This is a genomic window from Haemophilus influenzae (assembly GCF_900475755.1).
GTDB lineage: Bacteria > Pseudomonadota > Gammaproteobacteria > Enterobacterales > Pasteurellaceae > Haemophilus > Haemophilus influenzae_D.
Genome location: NZ_LS483411.1, coordinates 1,290,119 through 1,307,155, shown reverse-complemented (window position 1 = coordinate 1,307,155; position 17,037 = coordinate 1,290,119). Strand labels below are relative to the sequence as shown.

The following is a 17,037-nucleotide window of genomic DNA, read 5'->3' as shown; positions in this document are numbered from 1 at the left end:
TTTGATGCAGATAATTTATTTATTGGCTATTTAATATAAAATTAATCACCTAATTGAACTGGCTCAACTTTCCAAATTCTCTCTGCGTACTCTTTAATCGTGCGGTCAGACGAGAAGAAGCCCATATTCACGATATTTTGAATGGTACTTTCAATCCATTGGTCGCGTTGTTTGTATTTTTCATCTACGGCTTTTTGAGTTTCTACATAACTGCGGAAATCAGCAAAAGCTTGATAATAATCGTGGTATTGCAAGCCTTGTAATAGTTGATGATAACGTTGAGGATCTTCTGGTGAGAATTTACCTTCAATAATTTGATCCACAACTGTGCGTAATTGAGCATCATTCTGGTAGTATTCAAATGATCGATACCCTTCTCGACGAAGTTGTTCCACTTGTTCTACCGTATTACCGAAGATGAAAATGTGATTTTCGCCCACGTTTTCCAAGATCTCTACGTTTGCACCATCAAGTGTACCAAGTGTCAATGCACCATTTAAGGCAAACTTCATATTACTGGTGCCAGAAGCCTCTGTGCCTGCAAGTGAAATTTGCTCTGAAATATCCGCTGCAGGAATAATCAACTGAGCAAGGCTCACGCTGTAATTTGGAATAAACACTACTTTCAAGCGACCTTTCAAACGTTCATCGTTGTTGATTACATTTGCTACATCATTGATTAAGTGAATGGTTTGTTTCGCCGCATAATAAGCTGAAGCCGCTTTACCTGCTAAAATAAATACACGAGGTTGCCAATCTTTTTCAGGGTTGGTAAGCATTTCATTGTAGCGAGCGATAATATGCAACACGTTCAACATTTGGCGTTTGTATTCGTGAATACGTTTTACTTGCACATCAAATAAAGCGTGCGGGTCAAGCTCTACCCCTAACTCGCGTTTTACGTACTCCGCCAATTTCACTTTATTGGCAAATTTAATGTCAGCGACAGCCTCTTTAAATGCTTTTTCTTGTGCGAACGGTTTGAGTTTTTCGATTTGGCTTAAATCGCAACGCCATTCTGAGCCGATATATTTATCAAACAATGCGGCTAATTGTGGATTCGCAACGGCTAACCAACGACGCGGTGTGATACCGTTTGTTACATTGGTAAAGCGTTCTGGGAAAATACGAGCAAAATCGGCAAAGGTTGAAGTTACCATTAAATCAGAGTGGATTTCGGCAACCCCGTTAATTTTGTGTGAACCTACCACGGATAGCCAGCCCATACGCACTTTGCGTTGGTAGCCTTCTTCGATAAGAGAAACACGACGGATAAAATCGTTGTCAGTCGTCACATAAGTGCGGACATATTCTAAGAAGTGATCGTTAATTTCAAAAATCATCTGTAAATGACGCGGTAAGATTTTCGCCATCATTTCCACTGGCCAAGTTTCTAATGCTTCGGACATTAAAGTATGGCAGGTGTAAGAGAAAATATTATGCGTCATCTCCCACGCTTTTTTCCATTCAAAACCTTCATCATCCACTAAAATACGCATTAATTCAGGAATCGCTAACGCTGGGTGGGTATCGTTTAAGTGAATCGCCACTTTATCCGCCAAGTTTTCAAGGCTATCGTGGGTGCGTTTGTGACGGCGTAAAATATCTTGAAGTGATGCAGAGACTAAGAAATACTCTTGACGTAAACGTAATTCGCGACCATTCCACGTAGAATCATCAGGGTAAAGCACGCGAGATAAGTTTTTATTTGCAGAATGCTCTTCTAATGCGGCTAAATGTTCGCCACGGTTGAAGTCGGCAAGGTTAAACACTTCCCCTGCGTGTGCCGACCATAAACGTAATGTCGCAGCAGAATTATTTTGATAACCTGGAATCATTTGGTCGTAAGCAAGTGCGGTCACTTTTTCAGTATCTTGCCAAATACATTTTTTGCCTTCAAAGTGAATATTACCGCCAAATTCTATAGTAAAACGTTTTGATGGACGAATAAATTCCCAAGGCGCTCCTTTTTCAAGCCACGCATCTGGGCGTTCTACTTGCTGACCGTTTTCAATTTTTTGGCGGAACATACCGTATTCATAACGAATACCGTAACCCATACCTGGTAAACCAAGGATCGCAATAGAATCCATAAAACACGCTGCTAGACGACCTAAACCGCCATTACCCAAGCCTGGATCTACTTCTTTTTCTAAAACTTCTTCTAAATCCACATTTAATTCAGAAAGTGCTTCCTGTGCTAATCCATAAATGCCTTCTGCAATCATCGCATTAGATAGCGTACGTCCGATTAAAAATTCCATTGAAAGGTAGTAAACACGGCGAGAATCTTCTGCTCGAGTTTGGCGCGCAGTGGTAATCCAACCTTCGGTAACCAAATCACGTACAGCGTGGAGTGTTGCATTGAGCCAATCGCGTTGGCTGGCTTCACGTGGAGAGCGACCGATTAAGAAAATGAGTTTGTAAACGATTGATTTTTTAATCGCTTCAACGGTCATTTCAGGACGATTATATTGGAATGGAGAATCAAAGTTATCCATTATCATAGGTAAAACCTCTATTAGAATGCTAAGAAATGATTAACGTAGGGTGTATGAATTTTCAAAATTTACGCACGTTTGCAAAAATCAATCAAAATTTGACCGCTCTTTGAGTGCGTGAATGTTGTTCACACAGCCTACAAAAGTAGTTCGAATTTTATGCTTATCTTTGTAAAAAACAAGCCCAATCACACCGCTTGCAAAAGATTCTTTCACAAGCGGTGTGATTATTAAGAAAGTTTACGAATAAAACTACAAGCGTTCATAAAGTGTTCTATATTGCTCTGCAGCTTTACGCCAGCTGAAGTCTTGTTCCATTGCGTCCGTGCGTATCATTGACCAAGCTCTAGGTTTCTTCCAAATTGAAAATGCGTGCTGAAGGGTGCGGCGTAAATCATCTGCCGTTGCCTGTTCAAACACAAAACCTGTTGCGGTGCGAGCTTTGATACTTTCTGAAGTGCTATCCACCACCGTATCCGCCAAACCACCCGTTTTACGAACAAGTGGAAGTGTGCCATATTGCAAACCATAAAGTTGGGTTAAGCCACAAGGCTCGAAACGGCTTGGCACTAAAATCACATCGCCACCTGCGACCATTAAATGCGAAAGGGCTTCATCATAGCCGATTTTTACCGCAATATTTTCTGGATATTGGGCGGCAAGATCGCGAATGCCTTGTTCCAAGTGCGGTGCACCAGAGCCTAAAATCATCAACTGTCCGCCCTGTTTGACGATTTCGTCTGCACTTTCGATTAATAAATCGACACCTTTTTGCTCGGTTAAACGGGTGACCATCACAAATGCCAAGGCAGATTCATCTTGTGGCAAATTGAAAAACGCTTGCAATTCAGCTTTGTTTTTCTTTTTGCCTGCCATATATTTCAGCTTGTAATGGTGCGGAATGTATTGATCCACGTTTGGATGCCAAATATTTTCGTCCACGCCGTTTAAAATCCCCACCAAACGACCTTGAGCTTTTAAGCCAGAAAGCAAGCCTTGCAAACCATAGGCAAATTCAGGTGTCGTGATTTCTTCTGCATAAGTTGGGCTTACCGCCGTGCTTGAATCAGAATAGAACAAGCCTGATTTTAAATAAGAAATTTGCCCGAATAACTCCAAACCGTCCACATTAAACATTCCAGCAGGCAAACCAATTTCGTATAAATGATGATAAGAAAATTGCCCTTGATATGCCAAGTTATGAATAGTGAACACCGATTTCGCAGGGCGGCCTTTGTTGAACAGATATGCTGCACATAAGCCAGCGTGCCAATCGTGAGTATGTACCACTTCTGCACGCCACCAGCTGTCTAAACCAGTGGCTAATTCTGCCCCCACCCAACCGAGCAAAGCAAAACGTTTGTAATTGTCACCGTAGTCATTGTAATAGGCATTGTGGTAAGGATTGCCTTCGCGACCGTATAAGTGCGGTGCGTCAATCAAATAGATCCCGACACCGTTATATTCTCCATAACGCAACACCACGTGCCCAGCGAAGTTGTCAAATTCGGCAACCACTTGGGTATTCGGAATACCTGCTGTAATTGCAGGATAAGCAGGCAATAAAACGCGAGCATCCAACCCGATTTGGTTTTGTGCTTGGGGTAATGCCCCTAAAACATCGGCAAGCCCGCCTGTTTTTAATAGCGGATAGAGTTCCGAGCAAACATGTAGTATTTTCATTGAGTTCTTTATTTTCCCTATAAATATGAATAACGCTCGATCAGCCCCTCTCTTTGCTAAAGAGGGGTTTCAGAAAGTGCGGTCAATTTTGACCGCATTTTTCCTAACTAATCTAAATGCCCATCTTCTTCAATCTCGTGTCCCTCAAGTTTCTTTAGCATTTTCGGGGTTACAAGAATGACTTTGCCTGTTGAGCTAATACGGAAGCGTTTTTTATCTTCTTCTATATCCACACCAATTTGCATACCATCAGGAATTTCGCATTCACGATCGATAATACAATTTTTCAACACACAATTTTTGCCGATTTTAACTTGTGGTAACACCACGCAGTGATCCACTTTTGAAAATGCGTCAATTTTAATGTGGTCGAATAACACAGAATTGCTGATCGAAGCATCGGTAATTACACAACCGCCGCCGATAAGTGAGTTATCCACTGGATGCACATTGGAGTGTTTGTAGAAAAATTTTGATGGATAAGCCTGAATAGGATTACCACGAATTGGCCAGTTTTGGTCATAAATATCTAATTGTGGATTTTCAGAGACTAAATCGATATTGGATTGCCAGAAACTATCAAGCGTCCCTACATCACGCCAGTAAATTTCGCCTTCGGTGTTGCGTCCCATACAAGAACGGCTGAATGGGTGAGCATAAAGCGTGCCTTCTTCTAAACATTTTGGCAACACATCTTTACCGAAATCGTGGCTAGTTTGTGGGGTATTAACTTCCTGCTCAAGCATTTTATAAAGATAATCAGCATCAAATACATAAATCCCCATTGAGGCAAGCGAAACATCAGGTTTGCCCACTATGACTGGCGGATCTTTCGGTTTTTCCACAAAGGCTTTCACTTTCAAGTTTTCGTTTACTGCCATCACACCAAATTCGTGAGCCTCAGAACGTGGCACTTCAATGCAACCAACGGTACATTTCGCCCCACTATTGACGTGATCCATTAACATCACACTGTAATCTTGTTTGTAAATATGGTCGCCTGCTAAGATCAAAATATATTTCGGGCGATAGTGATTTTTAATAATAGCCATATTTTGATATACCGCATCCGCCGTGCCACGATACCAAGTAGAATCGTCAATTTGCTGACGAGCTGGCAACATATCGACAAATTCCCCCCTCTCTTGTGGCAAAAAAGACCAGCCTGTTTGCAAATGACGAAGCAAGGAGTGTGCCGCATATTGAGTCACGACCCCAATTCGGTTTAAACCTGAGTTAATACAATTAGAAAGTGCAAAATCGATAATGCGACGATTACCACCAAAATAAAGAGCTGGTTTTGCACGTTTATCTGTCAATTCGTGTAAACGTGAACCACGTCCACCTGCGAGAACAAGCACCAAAGTGTTTTTAACTAAATCATATTTGTTAAGGTCGCCAGATTTCATAAGGATCTCCATAGTCTTTTGGTTATTCATTGCTCAATACACAGAAACCCATTGCACATAGCTCGGTTTGCCGTGTATTGAGAGTTAAATAGTGTGTGCCATTTAGGGGTGTCCATTCCCCTGCGGGGAGGCAAAATGCCTGACTTTCGGCTTTGGCGTTAATCAACAAAAGCCAACGATTATCTAAAACTATCTGTAATGCTTTGGTTTGTTGATTTTGCCAATCTTCAACTGTCATCAGTTCGCCTGCAATATTAAGCCATTGTACATTCTCATCCGACCACCATTGATCTTGGTTTAAACTGACAATTTGCTTACGAAGTGCAATCGTTTGCTTGGTCAGTTCAAATAATGCTGTGTTAAATTCTGCCCATTTAAGCCAAGTAATCTCGTTATCTTGGCAATAGACATTGTTATTACCATATTGGGTATTACCGAATTCATCGCCAGCCAACAACATAGGTGTGCCATTTGCAAGCAATAAACTCATTAACAAGCCACTTTGTGCAAAAGTGCGGTTATTTTCCACCGCACTTTTTTGCGGTTCAGCAAGGTTTTCACTCGAACCCTCTATGCCGTGGTTGTAACTGTAGTTTTCGTTTCTGCCGTCGCGATTTTCTTCGCCGTTCGCTTCATTATGTTTTTGGTTGTAACTCACTAAATCTTTAAGCGTAAAACCATCGTGGGCAGTAATAAAATTAAGTGTAGTATGTGGCAAACGGTCATTTTTCTTAAATAAATCGCTAGAACCTGCAAAGCGTTCAGTAAATGCACCAATTTCGCCACTTTTCCATAGCCAGAAACGACATAAATCATCACGGAAGCGGTCGTTCCATTCGGCAAAATAACTTGGGAAATTGCCGACTTGATAACCGTAATGCCCAATATCCCAAGGCTCGGCAATCAATTTAATATTCTGTAAACTTGGCTCGTTTTTAATATCTGTAAAAAGCTGAGCTGACGCGTTGAAATCAGGCGTATCACGCCCTAAAACAGAGGCTAAATCAAAACGAAAACCATCAACGTGGCATTGCTCCACCCAATAACGTAAGCAATCCACCACCCATTTTCGCCCGACATCAGAAGAAAGATTGAGCATATTTCCGCAGCCTGTCCAGTTGATGTAATGCCCGTTGTCGTTGCGCCAATAGTAAGTTTGATCATCAATGCCACGCTGGCAGAATGTTGGATAAGTTTGCTCTGATTCTGCGGAATGGTTAAATACCACATCTAAAATAACCTCAATACCTGCTTTGTGAAACGTCTTCACCATCGCTTTAAATTCAGCTAATGGATTATTTGTTGCCGCATATTTAGGTTCCACCGCAAACATAGCTAAGGGATTGTATCCCCAATAATTTTGTAAGCCTCGTACTTGTAAGTGTGGTTCATTGATATGGAAATTGACAGGCAGCAACTCCACTGCAGTTATGCCTAACTCTTTCAAATACGCCAAGTTCACAGAATGTGCTAATCCAGTATAAGTACCACGCAACGCCGCAGGGATTTTCTCGTTTAACTGGCTAAACCCTTTAACGTGTAATTCATACACAATAGTTTCAGCCCAAGGCGTATTGGGGGAGGAATCATTTTCCCAATCAAAATCTTCCGAAATCACAACCGCTCTTGGGGCAAGATGTGCGTTGTCGCGATTATCCGAAAGCAAGAACCAAGAACGACTTTCTTCGCTACTTAAATCAGGTTTACCATTCACGGCTTTCGCATAGGGATCGAGTATCAATTTCTGTGGATTGGCAAATTCTCCGTAAATACGAAAACCATATTCCGTACCAGTTTTCACGCCAGTTACCGCCAAATGCCACACATTTTCAGTACGCACCATTGGCAAGCGCGTTTCTTGATTTTGTTCATCAAAAAGACAAAGCTCCACGCCTGTCGCTGCTGCAGAAAACAGGGCGAAATTGGTAATTTGTACACTGTTTTTGACCGCTTGTGAGTATCCCATTGGAATAGGATTGCCGTTGTTGTAAATCGTAAACATATCTTTCGTTGTTCCTAGGGTAACAAGTTACCCTAGGTTAGTTATAATCCAACCCCTTTGGGGTTGTAATTTGCTATTCTATTCCGCTATTTGGTTCTCCAAATGAGAACGCCTATACCTAACCGTGGGGTATTTATACCCACGGATTACTCTACTGGTTTCAATCTCAAATAAACTGTTGCTAACGGCGGAATGGACACTGAAATCGAATTTTCTCGTCCGCGGCTTTCAATATTTTCACTTGCGACACAACCAAAATTGCCCACATTTGAGCCTTGGTAATACATTGAATCTGTATTCAAAATTTCTTTATATTCGCCCGCAATATTCACACCGATGCGGTAGTCGTGGCGAGGCACAGGGGTAAAGTTACTGACGACAATAATGCGTTCTCCGTTTGAACTGCGACGCTCAAAGGCGAACACAGAATTTGCCGCATCATCAACGACAAGCCAATCAAAACCCTCTGGGGAGTTGTCGAGCTCAAAGAGCGGTCGATTTTTTTGATAAATTTGATTAAGGTCTTTAACCAGCTTCAACACGCCTTTGTGCCAGCCTCCGCCAATATTTTCATCAAGCAAGAACCAGTCCAAACTTTCTTCGTAATTCCATTCTCTGCCTTGAGCAAATTCATTACCCATAAAGAGCAATTTTTTGCCTGGGTAGCCCCACATATAACCGTAATATGCACGTAAGTTAGCGAATTTTTGCCACGTATCGCCCGGCATCTTGCCAAGAAGTGAATATTTACCGTGAACCACTTCATCGTGAGAAAGTGGCAGCACAAAATTTTCGCTATATTGATACACCATTCCAAAGGTCATTTTGTTGTGATGATATTGGCGGTAAATTGGGTCAAGCTGCATATAGGCGAGCGTATCGTTCATCCAGCCCATATTCCATTTGAAATTAAAACCTAATCCACCGTTTTCGCTTGGGTGAGTTACGCCTGCAAAAGAAGTTGATTCTTCCGCAATAGAAATTGCCCCCTCCATTTCACTGTGAATTTTCCAGTTGGTATGTTTTAAAAAATCGATGGCTTCTAAATTTTCACGTCCGCCATATTGGTTTGGAATCCACTCCCCTTCCGCACGGCTGTAATCGCGGTAAATCATCGAAGCCACAGCATCCACGCGAATACCATCTACACCAAAGCGTTCAAGCCAATACAGTGCATTACTGGATAAGAAATTTTTGACCTCATTACGTCCATAGTTATAAATCAAGGTATTCCAATCTTGATGATAGCCTTCGCGAGGGTCTTCATGTTCATACAAGGCTGTACCATCAAACGCGACTAAACCATGGGTATCACTTGGGAAATGCCCTGGCACCCAATCTAAAATCACGTTGATGCCTGCTTCGTGAGCACGTTTTACTAAACGGCGAAATGCCTCAGGCGAACCAAAGCGACTGGTTGGCGAATAAAGTCCAAGTGGTTGATAACCCCAAGAACCATCAAACGGAAATTCAGAAAGCGGCAAAAATTCAATGTGGGTAAAGCCCATCTCTTTTACATAAGGAATTAATTCATCAGCAATTTGATCGTAATCTAGCCAAAAATTGTTTTCTAAATTACGACGCCAAGATCCTAAATGCACTTCATAAATAGAAATTGGTTGGTTGCCTTGATTGGCTTTTTTGCGTGCTTCGGTCATTTCTACCACATTTGGCAAGGTACTGACTTGTGAAGCCGTATCTGGGCGAAGTTGTGAACTAAACGCATAAGGATCGGCTTTCAAACGCAAGTTTCCAAAGCAATCAATCAATTCAAATTTATACAGCTGACCAAGACAAACTTTCGGTAGGAATAATTCCCACACACCACTTTTTGGGTGGAAACGCATAGGATGACGACGACCGTCCCAATAGTTGAAATCGCCCACAATAGAAACGCATCTTGCATTAGGCGACCATAAGCGGAAATTCACCCCGCTCACACCATCACATTCCATAAAATGCGCACCAAGCACTTCATACGGACGAAGCATAGAACCTTCAGAAAGTAGCCATTGTTCTAAATCATCAATCATAGGATGAAAACGATAAGGATCTTCGACTATTTGCGATTCATTTCCCCAAAAAACCTGTAATTGATAAGCAAAAAAATGACGGCAATTTGGAATAACACCAACAAAAAAGCCACGCTCATCGACACAATCAAGTTCCGTTATTTCTTTTCCACTTTCACGCTCAATCACCACAACGCGACTGGCATCTGGCAACAACGTACGGATTTCAATTCCTAGCTCTGTTTCGTGCATACCAAGCGTAGCAAAAGGATCGCCATTGCTCGCATCAAAAAAACCATCAATAATTGTTTGTGTTACTGCGGTTGTCATATTTACTCCTTATACATTTCGCCCTTGGTTAATTTGCACAAAGAACGTTTTTACAGCTTCATTGTTAAAAATAAACGCTAACGGTTGAGCAAGTTTCTTGCACCAGTTTGAATATTCATTTGAAGTACCCGGCAAATTAAAACTGATTTCTTGGCTAAGTAAATTTTCTAATTGCACACCAATCAATCGGCTGTTACTTTCTGCTAAATAATGATGGATCATTCTGTTTAAATGATCGTGCATCGCCATAGAAAGTGCATCGCCTTCATAATGTGGCGGTAAATAATTATCACGATGTAAACTATTTAATAAGGCTTGTTTATCAACAACGCGTTGATCGTATTTTTGCTTGAGCACTTCCCCATTCAGAATACCGAGTTGATTAAATAATTCTAAATCACGGCAATGCCAAAAACTTTGTAATGAGGGAACATCATGTGTACCAATAGTGGCATAAGCATTTCGAGGATAATCAGATATACGAGGAAATTCGCCATTTCGTTGGGCAAAATACAATACAAAATAAGAGAAAATTTGAAACTCGTTTAATTTCCACCGCACTTCATCAGGCACCGTGCCGAGATCTTCACCAATAATCAAACATTCATTGCGTACACTTTCAATGGCAAGAATCGTCATTAATTCATCAAAAGGATAATGTACATAAGCACCATCAGCCGCGGTTTTTCCTTCTGGAATCCACCACAAACGGAATAAGCCCATAACATGATCGATGCGAAGCACACCGAAATATTGCATATTGGCACGTAGCATATCGATAAATGGTGCAAAGCCACGTGCTTTTAACACCGTTGGATTATAAGGTGGCAAATTCCAATTTTGCCCGACGGGGCCTAACGGATCGGGTGGCGCACCAATAGAGGCATTTACACAATATAAATCAGGATCACTCCAGACATCAGCACTGCCACGAGAACTATTCACCGCTAAATCGCCATAAATCCCCAACTTCATACCAGATTGTTTACAAAGATTTTGTAATGCGGAAAGTTGTTCTTCCGAAAGCCATTGCAACCAAGCAAAAAATTGAATTTGATCGTGATGTGTTTTTAATAGGGCTTTTCTTTTTGCCGCACTTAAATGTTGCCATTCTTTACGCCAGCCAAGCCAACCGATGGTATTTTCTTCTGCTTGATGATCAGCGTGTTCTTGTAAATCCAAGACATTAAATAAGCCCTGTAACAATAAAGGTTCCCCTTTGCTTTTTAAATAATCGGCAAAGATTTTTCGACGTGTCACAATTTCAGCGGATTGACTACGTTGAAAGAAATCAAATAGAAACTCAAGTGCGGTTAATTTTAAAGCCAAAATTGAAGAATAATCGACGCAATCACTTTTACGTAAATTACCAATTTTTTCCTGAATATCCTCACGCTTAAACCAATTTTGCACTGAACGACAACACTTAAATTCGGGTAAATCAGGAATGGCTAAATATAAAAAATTCAACCAACGACGAGAAGATGAACTATAAGGGCTTGCCCATTTTGGCACAGCAGGATACGGCAAATGTAATGGATTAATTCCCACATAATCTGCGCCTAATTTTGCACTTTGTTCAATCAAATAGGCCAAATCGCCAAAATCGCCAATCCCCCAGTTTTGTTCTGAGCGTAAACTGTAAAGTTGCACATTCACGCCCCATACTTTTTTATTTTTTAATACGGGTGGTTGAAACGCTGTTTTAGGGGAAATAAGTAAACGAACGCTGTACTGTTCAGTATCAGAAAAAATAGATAATTGATAATAGCCAAAAGGAAGTGGAGGCAGGGAAAGTGCGGATAAATTTGAAAGTGTTTTTTCCAACAGAATAGCATTAGATTCATCAATCAGCTGATAACGATATTCCACAGATGGTGGCAAATCTAGACGATTTAGTCGATAATCAATCGGTTCATTTTCAAATGCAGCCAGTACATCGTCAAACTGTCCTTTCGTTTTTGGCGGAGGCTGCAAAAGCTCAACAAAAGTTGAAACCGTCTTTTCATTCGCGAAAATAAGATGTCCATCAATATCATAATGAGAAAGCGCGATACCGCATTTTTCCGCTTTTTGTTTGAGAGAATCCGAGATTTGCATAGACACCACATCACAACTATATAACTCTTGTTAGGGATTATAGCTAAGCTGAAATTGATGACAACCGGCTTTATTTAAAAGTGTGATCTTCGTCAAAATAAAGCCTCTAATCAGTTAGGTAAAATCCAACTTTTAGAGGCTAAATATAAAACTAAATTTTTCGTGAATAAAATCTTATTAAAATTTTAACGCTTTTACTTTCTCTAATAACACTTTACCCATAGGGCTAGGATCACCTTTAAAAAGTGTTTTTAAACCATTGGTTTTAATAATATGCTGACGAAGCTCAAGACGCTCTTTATGATTTTCAGCAAGTCTGACTCCACAATCAATATATTCTTCTACACTTTGAGCGATAAGCCATTCTGGTAAGCCTAAACGTTTGAATAACCCTTCATCAATATGTTTCAGCCCCAGTTTTACAAACACCAACTAGACCAAGCGTAACCATATCAATAATGCCATTCGTATTACCAAACGGGAATGGATTTAACATCATATCGCAGTGACGTAAAATATTGAGATATTCGTTATAAGGCGCATGGGCATGGGCTGTTACGCTATCCCCTAAATGCTGCTCAATAAACCACTTAATATAAGGGTGTGTAATACCGAAAGACTGCCCTAGTGCGAAATGGAAATGAATTTTCACTTTAGCCTTATCTTGAATTATTCTCAATGTTTCAAGGAATGTTGGATTCAATTTCATTGTTGTTGCAGCGATACCAATATTCACTACTTCAGGCTCTTCTCTGAACAAGTAATCGACTTTTTCAGGTGCCAATGCTGACGGCACATAAGGCAGTGCATCTTTTGGTAAACGTAGTAAGGTCTCACTAAAACAGTCTTCAGAACCTACATAATCATCCTCAACAATCACATATTCAATAAAATCAGAATGGGTTGTAGCTGGATGACCAAGGGCAACAACTTGAATGGGTGCAAGACGCGTATTACTTGCAAAAATCGTTGTTATATCCATACCAATACTTGGCATATAAAAAACAGCGGTACCATATTCTTCACATTTTTTACGAACAAACTCAAGTTGTTGAAAAATTGTGCCGTTTTCAAGTTGGAAAAATTCATCAAATACTTCTCGTCCAGCTTGATCTACATTTTCTTTTCCTATACCAACTAAATGAAATTTTTTACGCGCTTCAATCATTGAAGTGGAGTGAGTTCGGTAAATGGAGTGAAAAGAATGAAAATGCTCTAAAAGCACAATCATTACAGGTTTACCGTTGCATTCGTTTAATGAAGTAATCTCGCGATCTTGCCAACCTTGCGCCAACAAATGTTTACGTATAACCTGATTTAGGGCACGTTTTACATCGTGTTTATTTTGCGCAAAATCATAACTACAATGCATATAAACATCGTGAGAAATACTTGCAGGCAATTGATTTAAACTATCAAATTCCTCTAATTTATTAGGAAACCATTGTAAAATAGCCGCTCTTTTATTAAATGCAGTCGCTGTTCCAATAAAACGAGGCGATTGCAATGCAAAACAAAGAGAAGCGCAAAGTTCCTTATTTGTATTCCACAGTGCGTTTAAATTTAAATTAATATTTGATTCGGGGAAATATAAAATACAAAATTTTGCAATTGCTGAAAAATCATTATTTAAATGAATATCCCCTAAAATATCAGAATTAGTGTTGTACGTTTTTAAAATATGATCTGCATTCACATAAGGAGAACTTGCAAAAATAAATGCAAGCCAACGTTGAAAAGCAATAAAACGTAATGCACCACTTTCTGAAAGAATTAAATTAGGATCAATAAATAAATTTGTGACCGCGTTAGCTACACGAGTACAAAAATATTGAGTCCGTTTTTCTAATAAATCTGAAATTTGTTCAGGAAAATCAAATTCAATCTCGTTAATACCACCAAAATTACCATCAATCTTCTCTAGAATGTTTAGAAGTTCAGAACAGGCAACTTCATAATTTTTATCTACAATTGCTTTTTCTAAACGATTAATACTGGGTTGTGGTTCCATCATAATTCCTACTTTAATATTCTAAATATTTTATATAACAATAATTTAAAATTACCTGATTAAATATTAATTTAATACAATATATGAACAATTTAAAATTATAAATAATTATAAAAATAACACCAGTTTTTTATAAAAACTTAAATCACAAACTCAAACCAATCAATTACATCACGTTCATGAATACCATTTTTAATCAAAATATCCGCATTTTTTACAGAATGGGGAGATCCAGAAATAAGCGGATGCCATTCTGGGAGTGTTTTTCCTTCATAAAGCAAACGATAAGCGCAAGTATCAGGCAACCAATGAAAATCAGGTAAATTCTTTTTAGTGAGTTTGGTGCAGTCGGTTTCAATTTTAAAACGCTCTGAATAATTACCGCACTTTCCAGTTTCCATATCTAAAAGGTTACAAGCAATTCGAGTGTAATAAAGTTTTTGGCGTTTACCTCGCCCTTGAATATATTTGCGATAACAGCATTTTCCGCAGCCATCGCATAACGCTTCCCATTCAGATTCAGTCATTTCAAGCAGGGATTTTGTTTGCCAGAAATTGGGTTCAAGTTGCATATTGGATTGCATAGTTGATACAAATAAAAAGTGCGGTCAAAATCGCATTTATTTTGACCGCACTTGGTTGATTAAAATTAGAAGCCTTCTTTTAAGCTTACTGTTAAGTTAAACACCAAATGTTCAGGTCGGCTATCTTTACTATCTGCACAGAAATAACCCTCACGTTCAAATTGATAACCTTTCTCTGCTTCTGCAGCAGCCAAGCTTTGTTCTACAAAACCTTGTTTTATCACTAAAGAATTTGGATTTAATACGCTTTCAATATCATCTTCAGCCCCTGGATTTGGTACGGTGAAAAGACGCTCGTATAAACGGAACTCCGCTGGATGATTATGCGTAGCAGAAACCCAGTGAATTACCCCTTTCACTTTACGACCATCTGCTGGATTTTTACCTAAGGTTTCAGGATCATAAGTACAGAAAATCGTGGTAATTTCGCCACTTACATCTTTTTCGACACGTTCAGCTTTAATCACATAAGCGTTACGTAAACGCACTTCTTTGCCTAACACTAAGCGTTTATATTGTTTGTTTGCTTCCTCACGGAAGTCAGCTCGATCAATATAAAGCTCTTTCGTAAACGGCAATTGACGCTCGCCTAATTCTGGACGATTTGGATGATTTGGGGCAGTTAAAACTTCCTCGCCTTCAAAGTTTTCAATTACCACACGAACAGGATCAATAACTGCCATTGCACGCGGTGCATTTTCGTTTAAATCCTCACGAATGCAGGCTTCAAGTGCAGAATACTCTACGACGTTATCTTGTTTCGTCACACCAATACGACGGCAGAATTCACGTAACGAAGCAGGTGTATAACCACGACGGCGTAAACCTGAAATGGTTGGCATACGTGGATCGTTCCAACCATCTACAATGCCGTCGTTTACTAATTTCAATAACTTACGTTTAGACGTTAATGTACCCTCTAAATTTAAACGTGAAAATTCATATTGATGCGGTAATGGACGTTCAACACTGATATTTTCCAACACCCAATCATATAAACGACGGTTATCTTGGAATTCTAATGTACAGATCGAGTGAGTAATACGCTCAATGGCATCAGAGATACAGTGAGTGAAATCGTACATTGGGTAAATGCACCATTTTTCGCCTGTTTGATGATGGCTGGCAAATTTAATGCGATAAATTACAGGGTCACGCATGACCATAAATGGCGATGCCATATCAATTTTTGCGCGTAAACTTGCTTTACCCTCGGCAAATTCGCCATTTTTCATTTTTTCAAATAAAGCTAAGTTTTCTTCGACACTACGATCACGATATGGGCTGTTTTTACCCGCTTCAGTTAATGTGCCACGATATTCACGCATTTCTTCTGGCGAAAGTTCATCCACATAAGCCAAGCCTTTTTTAATTAATTCAATGGCATAGCTATAAAGTGCATCGAAGTAATCAGACGCATAACGCGGTTCGCCTTCCCATTTAAAGCCTAACCATTCCACATCGGCTTTAATGGAATCTACATATTCCACATCTTCTTTCACTGGATTGGTGTCATCAAAACGTAGGTTACATAAACCTTGATATTCTTTTGCTAAGCCAAAGTTTAAGCAAATCGATTTGGCGTGACCAATATGCAAATAGCCATTCGGCTCTGGCGGAAAACGGGTATGAACGCTTTTATGTTTACCCGAAGCTAAATCTTCATCAATAATTTGGGTAATAAAATTGTGAGTGCGAGTATTTTCTGCGCCCAAAGATGTCTCTGTCATCATTTTCTCTCGTTAAAATAAAAAAATATTTGGCTATTCTATACAAATCTAAGGGAAAATAAAGGTTCATCTCCTGTTCTTGCCATAGAAATACTGGATTTAAATAAAAGATTGTAAAAACTTGCCATAAAAAACCGCCACGAAATTATCGTGGCGATGTATAAATGCAAAAAGTGCGGTAAGTTTTTTGAATGTTTAGCTTACCAAACCCAGCCAGCTCCCATTTGATAGGAAATTTTGCTGTTTTTTAACTGGATCCTTGAAAGTGTAAATTCTTCGGCTTTTTTACTATTAATTGTATTATTCTTTAAATGACCAATAATTAGGCTATATGCCTCAAACTCTTTAATGCCGTAATTACTACTAATTGAATTGTTATTTGCCGCAAAGGCTTGAGAAGAGATCAGCAAACTGCTGATAAGTTAGGCTGCTGTGGTTAGTTTGACAGATGAAAAGAAAAGATTATGCTTGCTTGCTTGCTTGCTTGCTTGCTTGCTTGCTTGCTTGCTTGCTTGCTTGCTTGCTTGCTTGCTTGCTTGCTTGCTTGCTTGCTTGCTTGCTTGCAGAATTATAATAAGACATTTTATATACTCCTAGCATTAAAATAAATGGAAGCGTGACTTTACGTTAAATAGATTGATATGTAAAGAAAATACAAATTTTTTCGTGCAAATT

Annotated in this window: 10 protein-coding genes and 1 pseudogene; 1 reads left to right on the top strand and 10 read right to left on the bottom strand. The window is 39.6% G+C overall.

The annotated features are described in order from the left end of the window. Positions 1-41: 41 nt before the first annotated feature. From DQN24_RS06450 to DQN24_RS06405, 10 genes and pseudogenes are all read right to left on the bottom strand, one after another. Positions 42-2,507 carry a glycogen/starch/alpha-glucan phosphorylase gene (locus tag DQN24_RS06450; protein WP_041175335.1) on the bottom strand — a complete coding sequence of 822 codons (2,466 nt, stop codon included), beginning with the start codon at positions 2,505-2,507 and terminating at the stop codon, positions 42-44. 246 nt (positions 2,508-2,753) lie between these two features. Continuing rightward, positions 2,754-4,184 (bottom strand): glycogen synthase GlgA, encoded by a 1,431-nt coding sequence (gene glgA / locus DQN24_RS06445; RefSeq protein ID WP_111695559.1) that lies wholly within the window; start codon positions 4,182-4,184, stop codon positions 2,754-2,756. 107 nt (positions 4,185-4,291) lie between these two features. Then, the gene (glgC, locus tag DQN24_RS06440; RefSeq protein ID WP_021035216.1) at positions 4,292-5,593 is read right to left on the bottom strand and encodes a glucose-1-phosphate adenylyltransferase; all 1,302 of its coding nucleotides are present in this window, start codon (positions 5,591-5,593) and stop codon (positions 4,292-4,294) included. 22 nt (positions 5,594-5,615) lie between these two features. Then, entirely contained in the window at positions 5,616-7,595 is a 1,980-nt protein-coding gene (gene glgX, locus DQN24_RS06435; RefSeq protein WP_021035217.1) for a glycogen debranching protein GlgX, read from the bottom strand. Between the two features lie 146 nt (positions 7,596-7,741). Continuing rightward, positions 7,742-9,937: a 1,4-alpha-glucan branching protein GlgB gene (glgB, locus tag DQN24_RS06430; protein WP_111695558.1), complete on the bottom strand. Its 2,196-nt coding sequence runs from the start codon at positions 9,935-9,937 to the stop codon at positions 7,742-7,744. 9 nt (positions 9,938-9,946) lie between these two features. Beyond that, on the bottom strand, positions 9,947-12,037 hold the full coding sequence (gene malQ / locus DQN24_RS06425; protein WP_172453981.1) for a 4-alpha-glucanotransferase: 2,091 nt from the start codon (positions 12,035-12,037) through the stop codon (positions 9,947-9,949). 177 nt (positions 12,038-12,214) lie between these two features. Beyond that, positions 12,215-14,054, bottom strand: a pseudogene (locus DQN24_RS06420) (adhesin). Between the two features lie 134 nt (positions 14,055-14,188). Beyond that, a complete protein-coding gene (locus tag DQN24_RS06415) occupies positions 14,189-14,620 on the bottom strand; it encodes a YcgN family cysteine cluster protein (protein ID WP_041175337.1) in 432 nt (143 codons plus the stop codon). Between the two features lie 77 nt (positions 14,621-14,697). Continuing rightward, entirely contained in the window at positions 14,698-16,365 is a 1,668-nt protein-coding gene (glnS, locus tag DQN24_RS06410) for a glutamine--tRNA ligase (RefSeq protein ID WP_111695556.1), read from the bottom strand. Between the two features lie 197 nt (positions 16,366-16,562). Beyond that, the gene (locus tag DQN24_RS06405; RefSeq protein ID WP_021035223.1) at positions 16,563-16,772 is read right to left on the bottom strand and encodes a hypothetical protein; all 210 of its coding nucleotides are present in this window, start codon (positions 16,770-16,772) and stop codon (positions 16,563-16,565) included. Between the two features lie 38 nt (positions 16,773-16,810). Between DQN24_RS06405 and DQN24_RS09210 the strand changes: the two genes are divergently transcribed. Then, positions 16,811-16,936 (top strand): hypothetical protein, encoded by a 126-nt coding sequence (locus DQN24_RS09210; protein WP_269460456.1) that lies wholly within the window; start codon positions 16,811-16,813, stop codon positions 16,934-16,936. Positions 16,937-17,037: the final 101 nt, after the last annotated feature.

Coding starts and splice junctions, on each gene's coding strand:
- DQN24_RS06450 (WP_041175335.1), bottom strand. CDS start 2,507: ATGATAATGGATAACTTTGATTCTCCATTCCAATATAATCGTCCTGAA.
- glgA (WP_111695559.1), bottom strand. CDS start 4,184: ATGAAAATACTACATGTTTGCTCGGAACTCTATCCGCTATTAAAAACA.
- glgC (WP_021035216.1), bottom strand. CDS start 5,593: ATGAAATCTGGCGACCTTAACAAATATGATTTAGTTAAAAACACTTTG.
- glgX (WP_021035217.1), bottom strand. CDS start 7,595: ATGTTTACGATTTACAACAACGGCAATCCTATTCCAATGGGATACTCA.
- glgB (WP_111695558.1), bottom strand. CDS start 9,937: ATGACAACCGCAGTAACACAAACAATTATTGATGGTTTTTTTGATGCG.
- malQ (WP_172453981.1), bottom strand. CDS start 12,037: ATGCAAATCTCGGATTCTCTCAAACAAAAAGCGGAAAAATGCGGTATC.
- DQN24_RS06415 (WP_041175337.1), bottom strand. CDS start 14,620: ATGCAACTTGAACCCAATTTCTGGCAAACAAAATCCCTGCTTGAAATG.
- glnS (WP_111695556.1), bottom strand. CDS start 16,365: ATGATGACAGAGACATCTTTGGGCGCAGAAAATACTCGCACTCACAAT.
- DQN24_RS09210 (WP_269460456.1), top strand. CDS start 16,811: ATGAAAAGAAAAGATTATGCTTGCTTGCTTGCTTGCTTGCTTGCTTGC.